Source organism: Maribacter sp. 1_MG-2023 (genome assembly GCF_030547005.1).
GTDB lineage: Bacteria > Bacteroidota > Bacteroidia > Flavobacteriales > Flavobacteriaceae > Maribacter.
Map to the genome: position 1 here is coordinate 147,833 of NZ_JAUOPN010000006.1, position 16,375 is coordinate 164,207.

The window sequence follows — 16,375 nt, forward strand, 5'->3', positions numbered from 1 at the left end:
CCCTATGAATATACTTTTAAAATCAGTTACGGTAGTAAATGGAAACACAAAGAGTCTTCATTTAAAGAAAAGCGATATTCTTATTAAAAACGGAGTTATTGATGCCATTGAAACTACTATTGAACCAAGTGGTAAAACAAGGGTTATCAATATAAAGAACTTACATGTTTCTTTAGGATGGTTTGATAGTGGCGTTAGTTTTGGTGAGCCTGGGTATGAAGAGAGAGAAACTATTGAAAACGGATTGTTAACCGCTGCCAAAAGCGGATTTACAGATGTCATCTTAAATACAAGTAGCTATCCTACACCAGATTCAGCTTCTGATATTGTGTATTTAAAGAGTGCAGCCAAAGATCAATTAACAGGTTTGCACCCTTTAGGCAACCTAACTGTTAAAGGTGATGGCGAAATACTCGCAGAGCTTTATGACATGAAGAATGCAGGTGCATTAGGCTTTTATGATTACAAGTACCCGATGAAAAATGCCAACCTATTAAAAATTGCATTGCAGTACGCTCAGAATTTTGACGGACTCGTATTTTCTTTTCCGTTAGATAAAAGCATATCTGGAAAAGGAATTGTAAATGAAGGTATTACCAGCACCAAATTAGGTTTAAAAGGGATACCCAACTTAGCAGAAGAATTACAGATAGCGAGAGATTTATTTATCTTGGAATATACGGGCGGTAAGTTATTTATACCAACCATTTCTACAGCAAGTTCTGTAAAACTGATAGCCGATGCCAAGAAAAAAGGATTACAGGTTTTTTGTAGTGTAGCAGCTCACAACCTTGTTATTACCGATAGTGCCTTAGAAGATTTTGACACACAATATAAAGTAATGCCGCCACTCAGAACGGCAGCAGATATAAAAGCACTTCAAAAAGGAGTAAAAAATGGTACTATAGATTTTGTAACATCTGATCACACACCATTGAATGTAGAATTGAAGCATGTGGAATTTGACAATGCTGATTTTGGCACTATAGGTCTAGAAAGCACCTTTGGTATGTTGAACGAACTATTAGGTGTCGAAAATTCTATTGAACTGCTAACAAAAGGAAGATCAGTTTTCGGAATGAAAGAACCAGAATTAAAAGTTGGACAACCAGCAAACCTTTCTCTTTTTACTACAGATGACGCTTATGAATTTTCAGAAGATCAGATCTTTAGCTCCAGTAAAAACTCCATCGCAATAGGCAAACCAATGAAAGGAAAAGTAATTGGGTCTATTGCAAATAACCAATTAGTATTAAATAAGTAACATGGAGAAAGTTCCCGAAATACCCGGAAAAAAAACCGCCATTGTGGCCTACCTTACAATTGTAGGAGCACTAATTGCGATTAGTATGAATTCCGAACCAAAACACAAATTTGCTCGTTTTCACACAAGACAGGCTTTCGGACTTCATATTATCTTTCTTGCTTTTGCCATATTAAACGCACAATGGGGTAATGAGTATGGCTTTTATGGACTTTATATATTCTATATCGTACTTTGGTTTTACGCCTTTTTAGGCCTGTTGGCTAACAAAGAACAAGCGGTTCCCGTTCTGGGACCTTACTTTCAAAAATGGTTTACTTTTATAAAATAATATAATGACAACAGCTCCCCTATCTTTAGAACACATTATTAGGCCTTCTAGCCTAACCGATAAAAAACCACCTGTACTTTTTATGCTGCATGGTTACGGTAGTAATGAAGAAGATTTATTTTCTTTCGCACCAGAATTACCAGAAGAACTATGTATTATAGCCGTTCGTGCTCCTTATATTTTACAGCCTTATGGTTATGCATGGTACGCTATTAATTTTGATGATGAAAAAGGAAAATGGAGCGATGATGATCAAGCTATTGAATCTCGTGACAAAATCAAAAATTTCATTGATGAAGCCTGTTCTACTTATGGGTTAGATGAAAATAATGTCAACCTTTTAGGCTTCAGTCAAGGTACCATTCTAAGTTATGCAGTAGCCTTATCATATCCTGAAAAAGTAGAGAATATCATCGCTTTAAGCGGATATATTAATGAAGATATATTAATTGATTCTTATAAGGATAATAATTTTGACAGCCTTAATTTCTATTGCTCCCATGGCGATATGGATCAAGTGATACCGGTAGATTGGGCAAGAAAAGCACCCGAGTTATTGACAACCTTAGGTATAAAACATGTCTATGAAGAATTTCCTGCAGGGCATGGTGTTGCACCACAGAACTTCTACGCTCTTAAAAAATGGATTTCAGATAAAATCTAGTTGCTTTGAGTATATAATAAGTGATCAATTAAGGTGAAATCAACACCTAGGTCATCTTTTAATTCATACTTGATCAATAGCTCACCCCAATATTTACCATCAGAAAAGTCGGTAAGTATCCATTTATGATTTAATACTTTGATTTTATTAATTTTAAAATCGTTCTGCATTCCTTCATAGGGAACTAAAGGATTGTCACCTTTTTGAGCATTGGTTTCCAATAATTTATCGGCAACATAAGCTGCAGGATCGTTCAAATTTAAATGCTCGAAATATGCAAGTGCATCGTCATTGTTCTCTAAAGAGAAATACTGCATATCAAGCACCTTCAAAGAAGATCTTTGAACAGAATCTTTCAAATTTTCAACCTTACTTTCTAGCCTTGTAATTGTTTCAGCATTTGCTTTAGTCATATTACCACTGCTAACCACTAGGTATAAACAGATTAAGGATACAAATAGAAATAAGTAAAGGTATATTTTGCTCTTCATAGTTAAATAGTGATTGTTAAATTATCGAATGCCAAATGTACATTTTTCGGCAGTATTTTTTCTACTTCTTCGTGAAAACCAAGTAAGTGGCTAATATGTGTTAAGTATGCTTTATCTGGGTTAACTTCTTTTATAAAATCAAGTGCCTCTTCTAAGTTAAAATGAGAAATATGAGGCTCTAGTCTTAATGCATTAACAACAATAACTTTAGAGCCTTTTATTTTCTCAACTTCTTTCAGTTCAATCGATTTCACATCAGTTAGGTACGTAAAATCTCCCAATCTAAAGCCGAAGACCTGAAGTTCGTTATGCAAGACATTAATAGGCGTAACCTCGCTATTACCAATCTTAAATGGCTCGTTATTGTTAACTAGATTGATATCAACTGTTGGTGCACCAGGATATTTGTTCTTTTCTTGAAATATATATGCAAAACGGGTTTTTAAAGACTCCACTACCCTTTTGTGCGCATAAATAGGAATATTACCTTGTCTAAAGAAAAAAGGACGGATATCATCTAGACCAGCAGTATGATCCGAATGTTCATGCGTGTATAAAATGCCATCAAGGTGCATCACATTATGTGTAAGCATTTGCTGACGAAAATCTGGACCACAATCAATAACATAGTTACAATCATCCCAAGAAAGTAAAACTGACACCCGTAGTCTTTTATCCTTTGGGTTATCACTCAAACAAACCGGATGCGTACTACCAATAATTGGAATACCTTGAGAAGTTCCCGTTCCTAAAAATGTTACACGTAATTTGTTCATCATGTGCTACAAATTTAATTCCTTTTTAATAAAATCGGTAGTTCTAAATTATAAGATCGCTGTATTTAAAAGGGAATAAAAACAATAACCGAAACTTATGCCTTTTTTTTACCGCTATTGTCCAATGTCACAACCATTCTTTATAACTTTGTGAAAAGATAAACAGGTAAAAAATGGCATCGGTATTAAAAAGAGATAGTGTTTTTGAAAATATTCCCTCAATAAAAGCAAAAACCCTACGTATAAATCTGAATCCGGATATATACGGAACCTTCGCAGAAATTGGCGCCGGACAAGAAACCGCACGTCATTTCTTTAGATCTGGTGGTGCCTCGGGTACTATTGCGAAAGCAATGAGTGCTTATGATAAAGATTTTAGTGATGCAATTTATGGTACTGAGACAGATGGGCGATATGTAACCCAAGCTAGATTAAAAACCATGCTTGATTATGAAATGCAATTGATGGAAGAGCGTATTAGTCGCGAAAACCACCCAGATAGATTGTTCTTTTCATATGCAAATACAGTAGCAACGATTGATTTCTCTAAACGCTACAAAGGTCATGGTTGGATCGGTATTAGATATCAATTAGACCCAACACAGAAAGAATTTGACGAAATTATTCTTCATATTCGTTTTAAGCAAAACGAAGCACGATTACAACAAGAAACTTTAGGTATTCTTGGTGTTAACTTAATATATGGTGCATTTTACAAGTACCATAAACCAAAGAAAATGTTGAAATATCTATATGACCATATAGATAAGGATACCCTAGAAATTGATATGATTAACTTCTCTGGACCTAATTTCAAAGATGTTGACAACCGCTTAATGAGTTTACAGCTTATTAAAAATGACATGACAGATGCCGTCATGTTCGGTCCTGACGGCAATAACTTACTACCTGCGGCTGTACTTTATAAAAAGAATATTTTAGCCTTACGTGGTAGTTTTAGACCTGTAACCAAAGTGAATTTAGATATGTTTGAAAAGTCTTATGACATTTTCATTCGTGATAAAGGTGTTGATCAAAACAATACAATCGTTATTTTTGAGATAACGCTTTCTAACTTAAAAGCATCTGGTGAAATCGATGAACAAGATTTTATGGATAGGGCAGAATTGCTTTGTTCTCTTGGTCATTCGGTAATGATTTCTAAATTTCAAGAATATTACAAATTAGTAGAGTACTTTAATAATTATACTAAAAACAGAATTGGTTTGACCATGGGTGTAAACAACCTGGTAGACATATTCGACGAAAAATACTACCGTCATTTAAGTGGTGGTATACTAGAAGCATTCGGTAAATTATTCTTTAAAGATTTACAGGTGTATCTATACCCAATGAAGAACCCAGATACTGGTCAGATTATGACAAGTAATAATGTTAAGGTTCACCCACGTATGAAAGAATTGTACAAGTTCTTTAAATACAATGGCAAGGTTATGGACATCATAGATTACGAACCAGAAGTAATGCATATTTTCTCTAGAGATGTTCTTAAGAAATTAATGAACAATGATGAAGGTTGGGAAAAAATGCTACCGGAAGGAATTGCAGAAATCATTAAAAAAAGGCAATTATTTACTAGAAAAACAGATGATCAAGAAACCGAATAAGTAGTTGGTTCTTAAAATAGCAGTAACACAAAACGCCCATTTTATATGGGCGTTTTTATTTTGCAAAATACTAAATATCAATCTAATAGCTGAGCTGCGTGATCTTTAGTCTTCACCTTATCGATTACTTTAGCAACAATACCATCACCATCTACAACAAATGTTTTTCTATGAATACCATCGTACTCACGCCCCATAAATTTCTTCAATCCCCACACACCAAAAGCATTGATAACGGTATGGTCTTCATCTGCCAATAATGGAAAAGGAAATTCATATTTCTCTTTAAATTTTGCTTGTCTCTTTTCAGAATCTGCACTAACTCCTATAAGTTCATAGCCCTCAGATTGTAATTCTTTATAATTATCCCTTAAATTACATGCTTCAGCCGTACAACCAGGTGTACTTGCTTTTGGATAGAAAAAAACAACTAGTTTTTTACCTGAATAATCTTCTAACTTAATAGTATTACCGTCTTGATCTTTAGCAGAAAACGAAGGAACTTTATCACCAACTTTTAACGTATTCATAAATGAAGTTTTATAAATTTGTGTTTAAATATTTTCAATCAAAATTAAACAATTAATGACGAAAGCCGAAAAAATAGCATTTACAATTTCTACGCTTCAAGAGCTTTATCCAGAAATTCCTGTGCCTTTAGATCACAAAGATCCTTATACTTTATTAATTGCAGTTTTGATGTCAGCACAAAGTACCGATGTGAGAGTAAATAAAATTACTCCCCTTCTATTTGCAAAGGCTGACAACCCGTATGACATGATAAAATTAAGCGTGGAAGAAATACGTGAAATTATAAAGCCTGTTGGTTTATCGCCCATGAAAGCAAAAGGTATTCATGGATTATCTCATATTTTAATTGATAAACATAATGGTAAAGTACCAAAAGAACTTGAATATTTAGAAGAATTACCGGCTGTAGGTCATAAAACGGCAAGTGTTGTAGTATCGCAAGCTTTCGGTATACCTGCATTTCCTGTAGATACGCATATTCATAGATTGCTATATCGTTGGGGATTCACAAACGGAAAAAATGTGGTACAGACAGAGAAAGATGCAAAACGATTATTCCCTGAAGAAATTTGGAACGATCTTCATTTACAAATAATATGGTATGGTCGTGAATATTCACCAGCAAGAGGTTGGGATATGGAAAAAGATATAATTACAAAGACAATTGGTAGAAAAACAGTACTAAATGACTATTATAAAAATAAAAAAGCCCGCTAATTGCGGGCTTTTTTATTAATTCAAAAATATTTCGAATTCTAAATCTTCGTATTCAAATTCAAATAAAGCTTGTGAATAGCTCAATAAGAAGTTGATTGTCTTCGGACAAACTTTGTTAAATCCGGTCTGTTCTTGGTAATTAGAGTAAATTTTTTCCATACTTCCTACGTTGTTACAATAAAATAACGCCGCAAATTTGGAAATATTGTTTATTCTAATTTCTACACCATCCTAATTGGTAAGAACTATATTGTTTTTTTCAATGATTTTTCTAAGGTTGATTAAAGCATAACGCATTCTACCAAGAGCAGTATTAATGCTAACCCCTGTGTTTTCAGAGATTTCTTTGAAACTCATATCTTTATAGATACGCATTAAAAGAACTTCTTTTTGATCATCTGGCAACTCTTCAACTAATTGTCTTAGGTCAGAATCTATTTGATTTTTTATTAATTGTTTTTCAGCATTTAACTTATCATCCCCAATTACAGAGAAAATATTGAAGTCATCGCTACCTTCAAACATTGGCATTCTTTTGTTTCTTCTAAAGTGATCGATAATAAGGTTGTGAGAAATTCTCATTACCCAAGGTAAAAATTTACCTTCTTCACTATACTTACCTCTTTTTAAAGTTTTAATAACCTTAATAAAAGTATCTTGAAAAATGTCTTCTGTGATATCCCTATCTAAAACCTTAGAATAGATAAAACTAGTAATACGTTGATTGTGTCTGTTAATTAAAATTTCAAGGGCACCTTCGTTACCGCTGATATAATCTTTAACTAATTCTGAGTCTTCAATTTGTAGTTTCATACGAGTTACTTTCTTTAATTGGTTAAGCGTGGGAAATCTTTTAGTTAATTGGTTTGTTTCTTATTTCTGATATAAAACTAGAGAAAAGGGTCGCTGTAGGAAAAAGTATGTTGTCAAAACACGTATTTATGATGTGAAACATCGAAAAAGTATATTTCTACACAATAAATACAATTTCAGATAGTTCGGCAGCGAAATGTAGGAAAGGTAAAAATGACCTAAAAGCCCTTTATTATTAGCCCGGCATTACTATACCTATATATAAGGTAGTATTGAAAAACTAGTTCTCTTACAAGTAATAAGTTGGCTACAAGCAGTAAATAGCAGTACTAAACCCATTTAAAATCAAAAACCCCCTTAGGCAATGCCTAAGGGGGTTATATATATTTCTAGGATTATTCTAGTTCAAATTACTTTCAAACTGCAATCCGTCTACTTCAGTAATATTTAAAGACTTAGAATAAGAAAGCAAAAACTGAATTGTTTCAGGCTTAGCTTTTACCAATTTGGTCTTATTCTGGTCTTTCGTGTATAATTTTTCCATGTTACGTGTTGTTTAGGTTCATCTATAGAACGACACATGTATGAAGATAGTAGATCCACTCGACCTGCGACCTATTAATTCGTTAAAACTATATTATTGGCCTCTACTAGCTTTCTAAGGTTAATTAATGCGTAGCGCATTCTACCTAGTGCAGTATTAATACTAACACCTGTATTATCAGAAATTTCTTTAAAGCTCATATCTTTATATATACGCATCTCTAAAACTTCTTGCTGATCTTCTGGCAACTCTTTGATCATACGAAGCAAATCGGAATCTATTTGTTCTTTGATCAATTGCTTTTCTGCATTCAACTTATCATCACCTAATAATGAAAATATATTATAGCTCTCTTTGCTATTATACATTGGCATTCTATTATGTTTTCTAAAATGATCGATAACAAGGTTATGCGCAATACGCATTACCCAAGGTAAAAATTTACCTTCTTCATTATATGCACCTCTTTTTAGGGTACGTATAACTTTCATAAATGTATCTTGAAAAATATCTTCGGTTAGTTCACGGTCACCTACTTTAGAATAGATAAAGCCCGTAAGACGAGAATTATGACGATTAATTAGAGCCTCGATAGCTCTTTCGTCTCCTTGAATGTATTTTTTTACTAATTGGGAATCTTCAATTTGTACTACCATAACGTTACTTGTAGGGTTAAAAAGCAGCCCCAGATTCTAATGAATAAGGGTCTAATGGTTAAATTCTAACTTTTAAAAGTAATGTTGCGTTATAGGCTAATTGAATTTTTATGAGATCCCAAAGATATAAAAAAATAAATACTCTTATAATAATGTAAAAATTTCTTCTACTATTTTTAGATAAACGGCATTTTTTAGTTCAGAAAAAAGGCAAAGCGTATCTTTGTATCCTTAGATATTTGTATGCCTACACTCACCGAAGTAAATCCGAAAGAAAACATCATAATTAAAGGTGCAAAACTGCATAACCTTAAAAATATTGATGTCGTTATCCCTAGAAATAAACTTGTTGTAATTACAGGTTTGTCTGGTTCTGGTAAATCTAGTTTAGCTTTTGACACCTTGTATGCCGAAGGTCAAAGACGATATGTAGAAAGTCTTTCTTCATACGCAAGACAGTTTTTAGGCAAATTAGACAAGCCAAAGGTCGATTATATAAAGGGTATAGCCCCTGCAATTGCCATAGAGCAAAAGGTAAACTCTACCAACCCAAGATCTACGGTAGGTACAACTACTGAGATTTATGATTACATAAAGCTATTATATGCACGTATTGGTAAGACCTTCTCTCCTATTTCAGGTAAAGAAGTAAAAAAGCATACCGTTACAGATGTCGTAAATCATGTTAAAACATATGATGAAGGAACCAAACTGTTATTATTAGCACCAATAGTTATTCGCGAAGACCGAGATGCTCTAAAATCTTTAGAGTTATTTTCTAAACAAGGTTATGCACGTATAAAGTATAATGATAAGGTTCTTCGTATTGACCAAGCTCCTGAAGATATCAGTAAAAAGTTCGACTTAGTAATTGATAGAATCATCACCAAAGACGACGAAGATTTTTATAATCGTTTGGCAAATGCTGTAGATACTGCTTTCTTTGAAGGTAAGGGCGAATGCATCATTGAAGAATTGGCAGATGGCAAACAAACGCCTTTCAGCAATAAGTTTGAGTTGGATGGCATGACTTTTCTTGAGCCTAATGTTCACCTTTTTAGTTTTAACAATCCCTATGGTGCATGTCCTAAATGTGAAGGCTATGGTGATGTTATAGGTATAGATGAAGATTTGGTTGTACCTAATACTGCTTTATCTGTTTTTGAAAATGCCATTTTCCCTTGGCGAGGTGAAAGCATGAGTTTTTATCGTGATCAATTGGTAAACTCTGCTTACAAGTATGATTTTCCTATTCATAAACCTTGGTTTGAGCTTTCTGAAGCGCAACAGCAATTAGTTTGGGATGGTAATGCACATTTTATAGGTCTTCATAAGTTCTTCGGAATGTTGGAAGAGAAAAGCTATAAAATTCAGAACAGGGTGATGCTCTCTAGATATAGAGGCAAAACAAAATGTAATATTTGTAACGGAAAACGTCTGCGCCAAGAAACCGATTACGTTAAAGTTGGCGGAGCATCTATTTCATCATTAGTAGGTTTGTCCATCGAAAAATTGATTGTTTTCTTTAACGAGCTTAAGCTAAATGAAAATGATGCTACAATAGCGAAGAGACTTTTAGTTGAAATAAATACAAGATTAGGATTTTTAGATAAAGTAGGATTAAACTACTTGACCATCAATAGAAAATCGAATACCCTATCTGGTGGCGAAAGTCAGCGAATAAACCTGGCAACCTCATTAGGTAGTAGTTTAGTGGGTTCTATGTACATATTAGATGAACCTAGTATTGGTTTACACCCAAGAGATACAGAAAATCTAATAGAAGTTTTAATATCGCTACGAAACTTAGGCAATACCGTAATTGTAGTAGAGCATGATGAAGATATCATGAAAGCTGCAGATATGGTCATTGATATAGGTCCGGAGGCTGGTACACATGGTGGTGAAGTTGTGGCGCAGGGAACATTGAAAGAAATTCTAAAATCTAAATCTCTTACCGCACAGTATTTGAATGGTAAGATGGAGATTAAAGTTCCTAAAGAACGTAGAACTTCTAAAAACCATATTACTATTAAAGGTGTTCGAGAACATAACCTTAAAAATATCAATGTCACTTTTCCGTTAGATATGCTTACCGTGGTTACTGGAGTATCTGGTAGTGGTAAAAGTACCTTGGTAAAGAAACTGCTGTATCCTATTATATTAAAAGAAACAGGAGGTTATGGTGAAAAGGCTGGTCAGCATACATCTGTAGAAGGTAAATTCAAACATATTAAGCATGTAGAATTTGTTGATCAAAACCCAATAGGTAGATCTTCGCGTTCTAATCCTGTTACTTATATTAAAGCATATGATGATATCAGAAGTTTATATGCTGGACAAAAACTAAGTAAAATTAGAAACTACCAACCAAAACATTTCTCTTTTAATGTAGATGGCGGTCGTTGTGAGAAATGTAAAGGTGAAGGTGAAATTACTGTAGAAATGCAGTTTATGGCCGACGTACACTTAGAGTGTGAAACTTGTGGTGGTAAAAGATTTAAGAAAGAAGTATTAGAAGTTACTTTCAATAATGCCAACATTGATGATGTTCTTAATATGACCATCGACGATGCTATTCAGTTTTTTGAAACCGGAGAACAGACTAAAATTGTTACCAAACTAAAACCATTGCAAGATGTAGGTTTAGGTTATGTAACCTTAGGGCAGTCATCTTCTACCCTATCTGGTGGTGAAGCACAACGTATTAAATTGGCATCGTTCTTAATAAAAGGTAGTACAAAAGATAAAGCACTCTTTATTTTTGATGAGCCAACCACCGGATTGCACTTTCATGATATTCAGAAATTATTGAAATCATTTAATGCCCTTATTAAAAAAGGACACTCTATTGTAGTCATCGAGCATAATATAGAATTAATAAAATGTGCCGATTACATTATTGATCTCGGTCCAGGTGGTGGTGAAAATGGCGGCCAGCTACTAGCCGAAGGCACACCAGAAGAGGTGGTAAAAAGCAAAAAATCATATACAGCTAGCTACCTAAAAGAAAAATTAAAATAAAACATTTCCATAAACGAAATATTTAACACATACATAAACCCTTGATTATCATTAGTATAATCAAGGGTTTCATTTTTTGGCACGCTGTTTGTAATACACTAAGAGAATGTAAATAATTACATTTAGAACAACTGCCTAAGGGGCAGATCTAAACCTTATATTATGAAAAACTTAGTACTACTATTAACAGCGGTTATTTTTAGCACCACAGGTGTATTCGCTACAGGTATTAATGAAGATAAGGTTGCAAACAGCAATACTTATAGATACGATAACTCATTTATTTTTATAGAAAACGGAATTACATTTTCTGTTTATCCTGATGGTGAATTTGATTTTTATATCGAAAACCAAGTATCAGGAAGAAAAAACGGAGTAACATTTAACTCTGGTTACGATTATAGTCCTTTTGCTCAATACGATGATTATGGTGCAGTAATTCAGGTAGAGAATGTGCCTATCTTTTATGACTACTATGGTCGTGTAAGCGAAATTGGTGATGTAAATATCAATTACTCAAACAACAGAGTTCGTAGTGTAGGTAACATGAATGTTTATTATAACAACCGTGGTTTCTATGATTACCACACAGGGTATATCAATATATATAACAGAAGTTATGTTTACCGTCCATTTCATAGATGGTTTGTAAGACCTGCAGTTGGTTTTAGCTTTGTATACAATAGCCCATACAGAAGATATTATACTCCTGTTAGATATTCTTACTATAGCCCTTATAGAAACAACTATAGAAAAGCTTATGTAAATGTTGGTAATCAACATAAATACAACAAGGCTAGAAATAACAGATCTACTGTTTATAGAAATGATAAGCGTGTTGCAGTAAGAAACAATAAATACAGAAGTAACAGAACTGTTGCTAAAAGAGATAATGGTTTAAGAACGAACAGAACGTTGGCATCTAATAATACAGCAAGAGCAAATAGAAGCTCAACTGTAAACAGATCAACTACTGTTAGACGTAACAATACAAATAGTGGTAGAACTACTCAAAGCAGAACTGCTACAAGAAGTTCATCTAATAATGGTACGGTAAAAAGAAGTAATAGTTCTGCAGTGCGTAAAACGCCAAATAGAACAGTTACCAAAAGAGAAGTTTCTCGTACACCTAGAAGTACAACTGTAAAAAGAAGTACTACTACGTATAAAAAACCTGTTAGCAGAAGTGTAAATACTAGAACTGCAACAAATACGAGAACTCAACGTAGTACTGTATCTAGAAAAGCGACTAATAGTCCGTCTAGAAGTTCTGTAAGTAGAAGCTCTAGTTCAAGATCAGTAAGTAAAGCTCCTGATAAAAGCTCAAGTTCAAGAACAAGTTCAGCGACTAGAAGTAGCAGAAGAAATTAAAATAAGTTTTTAGGTTGGTTAGTTGTAAAGCGCCGTAATGATTAATTCATTGCGGCGCTTTTTCTATTCCTATAAATTTAATTGACCAGGAAAAAGTTTAGTGAATTTTTTAGGCAGTTTAGATTCAATATACATTTCTTCATTAGTAACAGGATGCTGAAACCGAAGTGACTTCGCATGTAAATACAATCCTTTTCCTTTTAATTCGAGTCCGGTTGAAAAATAAGTGGTATCTCCTAAAATAGGATTCTCAATAGATAATAAATGTTTTCTTAATTGATGTCTTCTACCGGTATGTGGACTAAGTTTTACCAAGTTAAGATATGAAAATCGCTCAGAGACAATTGATTCTAAAACCTCAAAAGAAGACTTAGCCGGTTTATCATCTATATTACTATTTATACTTCCTACGGTAGCCATACCTCCAATAGTTACCGCAAAATATTCTTTTTCAATTTTCTTATGTTCAAATAACTGATTCAACTTCGTTATTGCACTACTTGTTTTGCCTACCAAAAGCAAACCTGTAGTAGCATAATCTAAACGATGACAAGGTTGCGGACTAACAGCATCTACACCTGAACTATTCTTTAAATTTTGGGCTAGTGCGTTAGCTACAGTTTTAAATCCGTTACCGCTTACTAAAATTCCTGCAGGTTTATTGATAACTGCCAAGTATTCATCTTCATAAACTACTTCTAGTTTTAAAATAAGCCGAGTATTTTTTTCATACTCTGGCGGATGTTGATATACAATAGTTTCTCCACCAACAATCATAGTTGCAGTAGAAGCAATTAGCCCATCAACCAAAATGAACTTTTTCTTAATGGCTTTCTTTAAAGCAGATTTTGTCGATATACTCTGAAACACCCCTACCCCATATTCTTGCAATCTCTTTGGAGTTACATTTTCATTTACAATATGTATTTCTTTTTGTTGCATAATACTCCTCAAAGTTAATTAGGTTTTAGGCAATTTCTACTACATAAACTTTTGGACTATTAATAAATTGAAGTGAGTTAATGTTCCTTGGTATATAAACCTAATTTTCAGTCGATTCCAATTTCCTTCAGAAACAACCATGATGAAAAAGATAAACCATAAAATCCTTAGACAGCTAATCATATTGGCCTTGATTATATTTCTAGGCGGATTGATTATAAAATACATGTTACCATATATCTCTGGTGTACTTGGTGCGCTCACACTATATGTAGTTCTAAGAAAGTGGATGTTGAAACTAATTAATAAGGGATTAAAAAGATCCTGGGCAGCCATGTTACTAATTTTCGCAGCTTTCATTGGCATTTTCATTCCATTAACCGGTGCAGGTTTTATGCTAAGTTCACAATTGGGAGACTTCGCAGATAAATCTGAACAAGTTACCAAAGCCTTTAAAAGTCAATTATCACAAATAGAAAAATATGTACAGTATGATGTTTCTTCAGCTATTGACCCAGAACAAGCTTCTGGTTGGCTAACAGATAATCTTTCTGGTTTTGCAAGTGGTACATTTAATATTATTATTTCATTTGGTATTCTACTGTTTCTACTTTATTACATGCTAAAGAGTCCTAAACAATTAAAAGAATCTTTATTAGAATATATTCCATTAAGTAATAAAAACCTGGTTGCGCTAGGTAAAGAAATAGATAGTGTGGTTCGATCTAATGCAATAGCGATACCTTTAGTCGCGATTGCTCAAGGAATTATAGCACTTATTGGTTTTTATATATTCGGAGTAGACAATCCTCTTTTTTGGTTTGTAATTGTAACTATAGGGTCTATGATTCCTTTTATAGGAACATTCATAGGTATTTTCCCCGTATTTGTTTTAACGCTGGCTAGTGGAGACGATTTTCAAGCTTGGGGAATTCTACTTTATGGAATTCTAGTAGTGGGTATGACCGAAAGTCTCATTCGACTATTTGTTCTTAAAAAATTAGATAGCACCCACCCTTTGGTAACCTTGATAGGAGTTTTAATTGGTATTCCGTTGTTCGGATTTGTTGGATTGATTTTTGGTCCCTTAATTATAAATCTATTCTTAATAATTGTGAAAATTTACAAGCAACAATATGGCATTCAAAAACCAAATAAACAAAGGGTAAGTCAAATGTAATTAACGACCTAGAAACTTATTTAAAAATCCGTAGACATCTTCAGATATTTTAAAACGATAAAGAACACCAACATAGAAAATAGTCATAAGAATACTTTTGAGCGCTATGTTAATTATAGGATGAAAAGAAAATGAAAAGGTTGAAAAAATAGCGCCAACTACTATTAATAAGGCAAGCACCTTTAAAGTTTCATTGGTAAACGGTAGCATTTTAAATTTCGATTTTACGTATCCTAATTTTAGGGTATTGTAAATAAAGAAAGCACTAAAGCTTGCAATGGCAGCACCGTCGATACCATATTTCGGAATTAACCAAAGATTGAATAGTATAGCCAATACCGCCAATAACACTCCGAAAAATAAAATAGAACGGTAGTAATCTGAATTGAATAAGATAGCATTATTATTACCTAAAAGCGCATCATAAACTTTTACCAAACCTACCCAAAAGACAATCATGAATCCACCAGCATACTTATCTGGCAGCAGCTCATACAGTTCATTTAAGTTTAATAATATCAGCAAAAAAAGAAGACCGGATACTATAAATAAGGTTAATGAACTTTTTTGATATAATTGCGAAAGTGCAGAAGTATCCTTATTATTCAAATATGTAGCTGTTAGTGGATACGTTATCTGATGCATAGATTTTGAAGGTACCGCAATAGTAGATGCTATAAAACCGGCAACAGCATAAAAAGCAACATTCTCCAACTCCAGAAAGTTGTTCAGCATTACCTTATCTACCTCCATAAGTACAATTGCAGTAGATCCGCCTAATATTATTAAGGCGCTGTATTTTACAATAGTTTTCCAATTTTGTAGCGGGGTAAAATTTAATTTTGGCTTACGTAAAGAATACGCATACAGTTTCATAATTAAGGTTCGCACTAAGTAAAAACCGACCAAGGCATTGATAAAAAATTCAATATCAATAAATTTAAAATATAACAGGAGCAACAAAATGGTTTGACCAATTCTACAAAAAATCTCTTTCATAAAATTGCCGAACATAGATTTCATTCTAATTCTCGCCCAAGCATAAAAAACCTCAAAGTATGCCATTGCCATACCCGTTAAAAAGATATGCCAAACATAATCTCGAACGATACCGTTCTGTCTTGAAAGTAAATTACCGATGGCGTCATTAGCTACATAGCTTATTAAAGCTACAGGTATAATTAATACCAAGGGCAGTAACAGCATTAAGCTTAAAAAGGAATCTTGAGTTTTTTCGCTTTTAAAACTAGAATAGAATTTAACTAAGCTATTGGGTACACCAAATGCCAATATGGGGGTTAGCACAGCTGATACAGATAAAATTACCTGTATTAATCCGTAATTACTTGGCTGCATAAAATTGGTATACAAAAACAAGGTATTCGCTGCCCCAATTGCAAAACCAAAATAGGTTACAATTGTATTATTCAACGATTGTTTTAG

General features: G+C 33.5%; 17 protein-coding genes. 8 read left to right on the forward strand and 9 right to left on the reverse strand.

Features of this window, described 5'->3' with window-relative positions; translation table 11 throughout:
- Positions 1-4: 4 nt before the first annotated feature.
- The 3 genes from Q4500_RS08970 to Q4500_RS08980 are packed head-to-tail and all read left to right on the forward strand — an operon-like array spanning position 5 to position 2,259.
- Positions 5-1,264 (forward strand): dihydroorotase family protein, encoded by a 1,260-nt coding sequence (locus tag Q4500_RS08970; RefSeq protein WP_303599358.1) that lies wholly within the window; start codon positions 5-7, stop codon positions 1,262-1,264.
- 1 nt (position 1,265) lies between these two features.
- Positions 1,266-1,595 (forward strand): hypothetical protein, encoded by a 330-nt coding sequence (locus Q4500_RS08975; RefSeq protein ID WP_299799266.1) that lies wholly within the window; start codon positions 1,266-1,268, stop codon positions 1,593-1,595.
- Between the two features lie 4 nt (positions 1,596-1,599).
- A complete protein-coding gene (locus tag Q4500_RS08980) occupies positions 1,600-2,259 on the forward strand; it encodes an alpha/beta hydrolase (protein ID WP_303599359.1) in 660 nt (219 codons plus the stop codon).
- Here the strand turns inward: Q4500_RS08980 and Q4500_RS08985 are convergent.
- Both Q4500_RS08985 and Q4500_RS08990 read right to left on the reverse strand, forming a co-directional pair.
- Positions 2,256-2,750, reverse strand: a complete 495-nt coding sequence (locus Q4500_RS08985; RefSeq protein ID WP_299324839.1) for a hydrolase — start codon at positions 2,748-2,750, stop codon at positions 2,256-2,258. The two genes, Q4500_RS08980 and Q4500_RS08985, sit on opposite strands and share 4 nt — an antisense overlap.
- 2 nt (positions 2,751-2,752) lie before the next feature.
- On the reverse strand, positions 2,753-3,529 hold the full coding sequence (locus Q4500_RS08990; RefSeq protein WP_303599360.1) for an MBL fold metallo-hydrolase: 777 nt from the start codon (positions 3,527-3,529) through the stop codon (positions 2,753-2,755).
- A gap of 170 nt (positions 3,530-3,699) precedes the next feature.
- Here Q4500_RS08990 and Q4500_RS08995 point away from each other — a divergent pair, with 170 nt between their 5' ends.
- On the forward strand, positions 3,700-5,154 hold the full coding sequence (locus Q4500_RS08995) for a TonB-dependent receptor (RefSeq protein WP_303599361.1): 1,455 nt from the start codon (positions 3,700-3,702) through the stop codon (positions 5,152-5,154).
- Between the two features lie 77 nt (positions 5,155-5,231).
- Here Q4500_RS08995 and bcp read toward each other — a convergent pair whose 3' ends face one another.
- Positions 5,232-5,684 (reverse strand): thioredoxin-dependent thiol peroxidase, encoded by a 453-nt coding sequence (gene bcp / locus Q4500_RS09000; RefSeq protein ID WP_303599362.1) that lies wholly within the window; start codon positions 5,682-5,684, stop codon positions 5,232-5,234.
- 55 nt (positions 5,685-5,739) lie between these two features.
- Between bcp and nth the strand changes: the two genes are divergently transcribed.
- A complete protein-coding gene (gene nth, locus Q4500_RS09005) occupies positions 5,740-6,402 on the forward strand; it encodes an endonuclease III (RefSeq protein ID WP_303599363.1) in 663 nt (220 codons plus the stop codon).
- A 15-nt stretch (positions 6,403-6,417) separates the two neighbouring features.
- On the opposite strand, the gene Q4500_RS09010 is transcribed toward nth, so the two are convergent.
- The 4 genes from Q4500_RS09010 to Q4500_RS09025 form a co-directional block, all read right to left on the reverse strand.
- Positions 6,418-6,561, reverse strand: a complete 144-nt coding sequence (locus Q4500_RS09010) for a hypothetical protein (RefSeq protein WP_303599364.1) — start codon at positions 6,559-6,561, stop codon at positions 6,418-6,420.
- Between the two features lie 72 nt (positions 6,562-6,633).
- A complete protein-coding gene (locus tag Q4500_RS09015) occupies positions 6,634-7,215 on the reverse strand; it encodes an RNA polymerase sigma factor (RefSeq protein WP_133673739.1) in 582 nt (193 codons plus the stop codon).
- Between the two features lie 400 nt (positions 7,216-7,615).
- Positions 7,616-7,759 (reverse strand): hypothetical protein, encoded by a 144-nt coding sequence (locus Q4500_RS09020; RefSeq protein ID WP_299324852.1) that lies wholly within the window; start codon positions 7,757-7,759, stop codon positions 7,616-7,618.
- A 74-nt stretch (positions 7,760-7,833) separates the two neighbouring features.
- On the reverse strand, positions 7,834-8,415 hold the full coding sequence (locus Q4500_RS09025) for an RNA polymerase sigma factor (protein ID WP_073246503.1): 582 nt from the start codon (positions 8,413-8,415) through the stop codon (positions 7,834-7,836).
- A gap of 243 nt (positions 8,416-8,658) precedes the next feature.
- On the opposite strand from Q4500_RS09025, the gene uvrA reads away from it, so the two are divergent.
- Both uvrA and Q4500_RS09035 read left to right on the forward strand, forming a co-directional pair.
- Positions 8,659-11,439, forward strand: coding sequence for an excinuclease ABC subunit UvrA (uvrA, locus tag Q4500_RS09030; protein WP_303599365.1), 2,781 nt, complete (start codon positions 8,659-8,661; stop codon positions 11,437-11,439).
- A 162-nt stretch (positions 11,440-11,601) separates the two neighbouring features.
- The gene (locus Q4500_RS09035; RefSeq protein WP_303599366.1) at positions 11,602-12,810 is read left to right on the forward strand and encodes a hypothetical protein; all 1,209 of its coding nucleotides are present in this window, start codon (positions 11,602-11,604) and stop codon (positions 12,808-12,810) included.
- A 69-nt stretch (positions 12,811-12,879) separates the two neighbouring features.
- Here Q4500_RS09035 and Q4500_RS09040 read toward each other — a convergent pair whose 3' ends face one another.
- On the reverse strand, positions 12,880-13,752 hold the full coding sequence (locus tag Q4500_RS09040) for an RluA family pseudouridine synthase (protein WP_303599367.1): 873 nt from the start codon (positions 13,750-13,752) through the stop codon (positions 12,880-12,882).
- Positions 13,753-13,942: 190 nt separating this feature from the next.
- On the opposite strand from Q4500_RS09040, the gene Q4500_RS09045 reads away from it, so the two are divergent.
- A complete protein-coding gene (locus Q4500_RS09045; RefSeq protein WP_368389742.1) occupies positions 13,943-14,932 on the forward strand; it encodes an AI-2E family transporter in 990 nt (329 codons plus the stop codon).
- On the opposite strand, the gene Q4500_RS09050 is transcribed toward Q4500_RS09045, so the two are convergent.
- A complete protein-coding gene (locus Q4500_RS09050; protein ID WP_368389743.1) occupies positions 14,933-16,363 on the reverse strand; it encodes an oligosaccharide flippase family protein in 1,431 nt (476 codons plus the stop codon). It abuts the gene before it with no gap.
- Positions 16,364-16,375 lie beyond the last annotated feature (12 nt).

Excerpts from the sequence above, each read along its gene's own strand:
- Q4500_RS08970 (WP_303599358.1), top strand. The coding sequence starts at position 5 with ATGAATATACTTTTAAAATCAGTTACGGTAGTAAATGGAAACACAAAG.
- Q4500_RS08975 (WP_299799266.1), top strand. The coding sequence starts at position 1,266 with ATGGAGAAAGTTCCCGAAATACCCGGAAAAAAAACCGCCATTGTGGCC.
- Q4500_RS08980 (WP_303599359.1), top strand. The coding sequence starts at position 1,600 with ATGACAACAGCTCCCCTATCTTTAGAACACATTATTAGGCCTTCTAGC.
- Q4500_RS08985 (WP_299324839.1), bottom strand. The coding sequence starts at position 2,750 with ATGAAGAGCAAAATATACCTTTACTTATTTCTATTTGTATCCTTAATC.
- Q4500_RS08990 (WP_303599360.1), bottom strand. The coding sequence starts at position 3,529 with ATGATGAACAAATTACGTGTAACATTTTTAGGAACGGGAACTTCTCAA.
- Q4500_RS08995 (WP_303599361.1), top strand. The coding sequence starts at position 3,700 with ATGGCATCGGTATTAAAAAGAGATAGTGTTTTTGAAAATATTCCCTCA.
- bcp (WP_303599362.1), bottom strand. The coding sequence starts at position 5,684 with ATGAATACGTTAAAAGTTGGTGATAAAGTTCCTTCGTTTTCTGCTAAA.
- nth (WP_303599363.1), top strand. The coding sequence starts at position 5,740 with ATGACGAAAGCCGAAAAAATAGCATTTACAATTTCTACGCTTCAAGAG.
- Q4500_RS09010 (WP_303599364.1), bottom strand. The coding sequence starts at position 6,561 with ATGGAAAAAATTTACTCTAATTACCAAGAACAGACCGGATTTAACAAA.
- Q4500_RS09015 (WP_133673739.1), bottom strand. The coding sequence starts at position 7,215 with ATGAAACTACAAATTGAAGACTCAGAATTAGTTAAAGATTATATCAGC.
- Q4500_RS09020 (WP_299324852.1), bottom strand. The coding sequence starts at position 7,759 with ATGGAAAAATTATACACGAAAGACCAGAATAAGACCAAATTGGTAAAA.
- Q4500_RS09025 (WP_073246503.1), bottom strand. The coding sequence starts at position 8,415 with ATGGTAGTACAAATTGAAGATTCCCAATTAGTAAAAAAATACATTCAA.
- uvrA (WP_303599365.1), top strand. The coding sequence starts at position 8,659 with ATGCCTACACTCACCGAAGTAAATCCGAAAGAAAACATCATAATTAAA.
- Q4500_RS09035 (WP_303599366.1), top strand. The coding sequence starts at position 11,602 with ATGAAAAACTTAGTACTACTATTAACAGCGGTTATTTTTAGCACCACA.
- Q4500_RS09040 (WP_303599367.1), bottom strand. The coding sequence starts at position 13,752 with ATGCAACAAAAAGAAATACATATTGTAAATGAAAATGTAACTCCAAAG.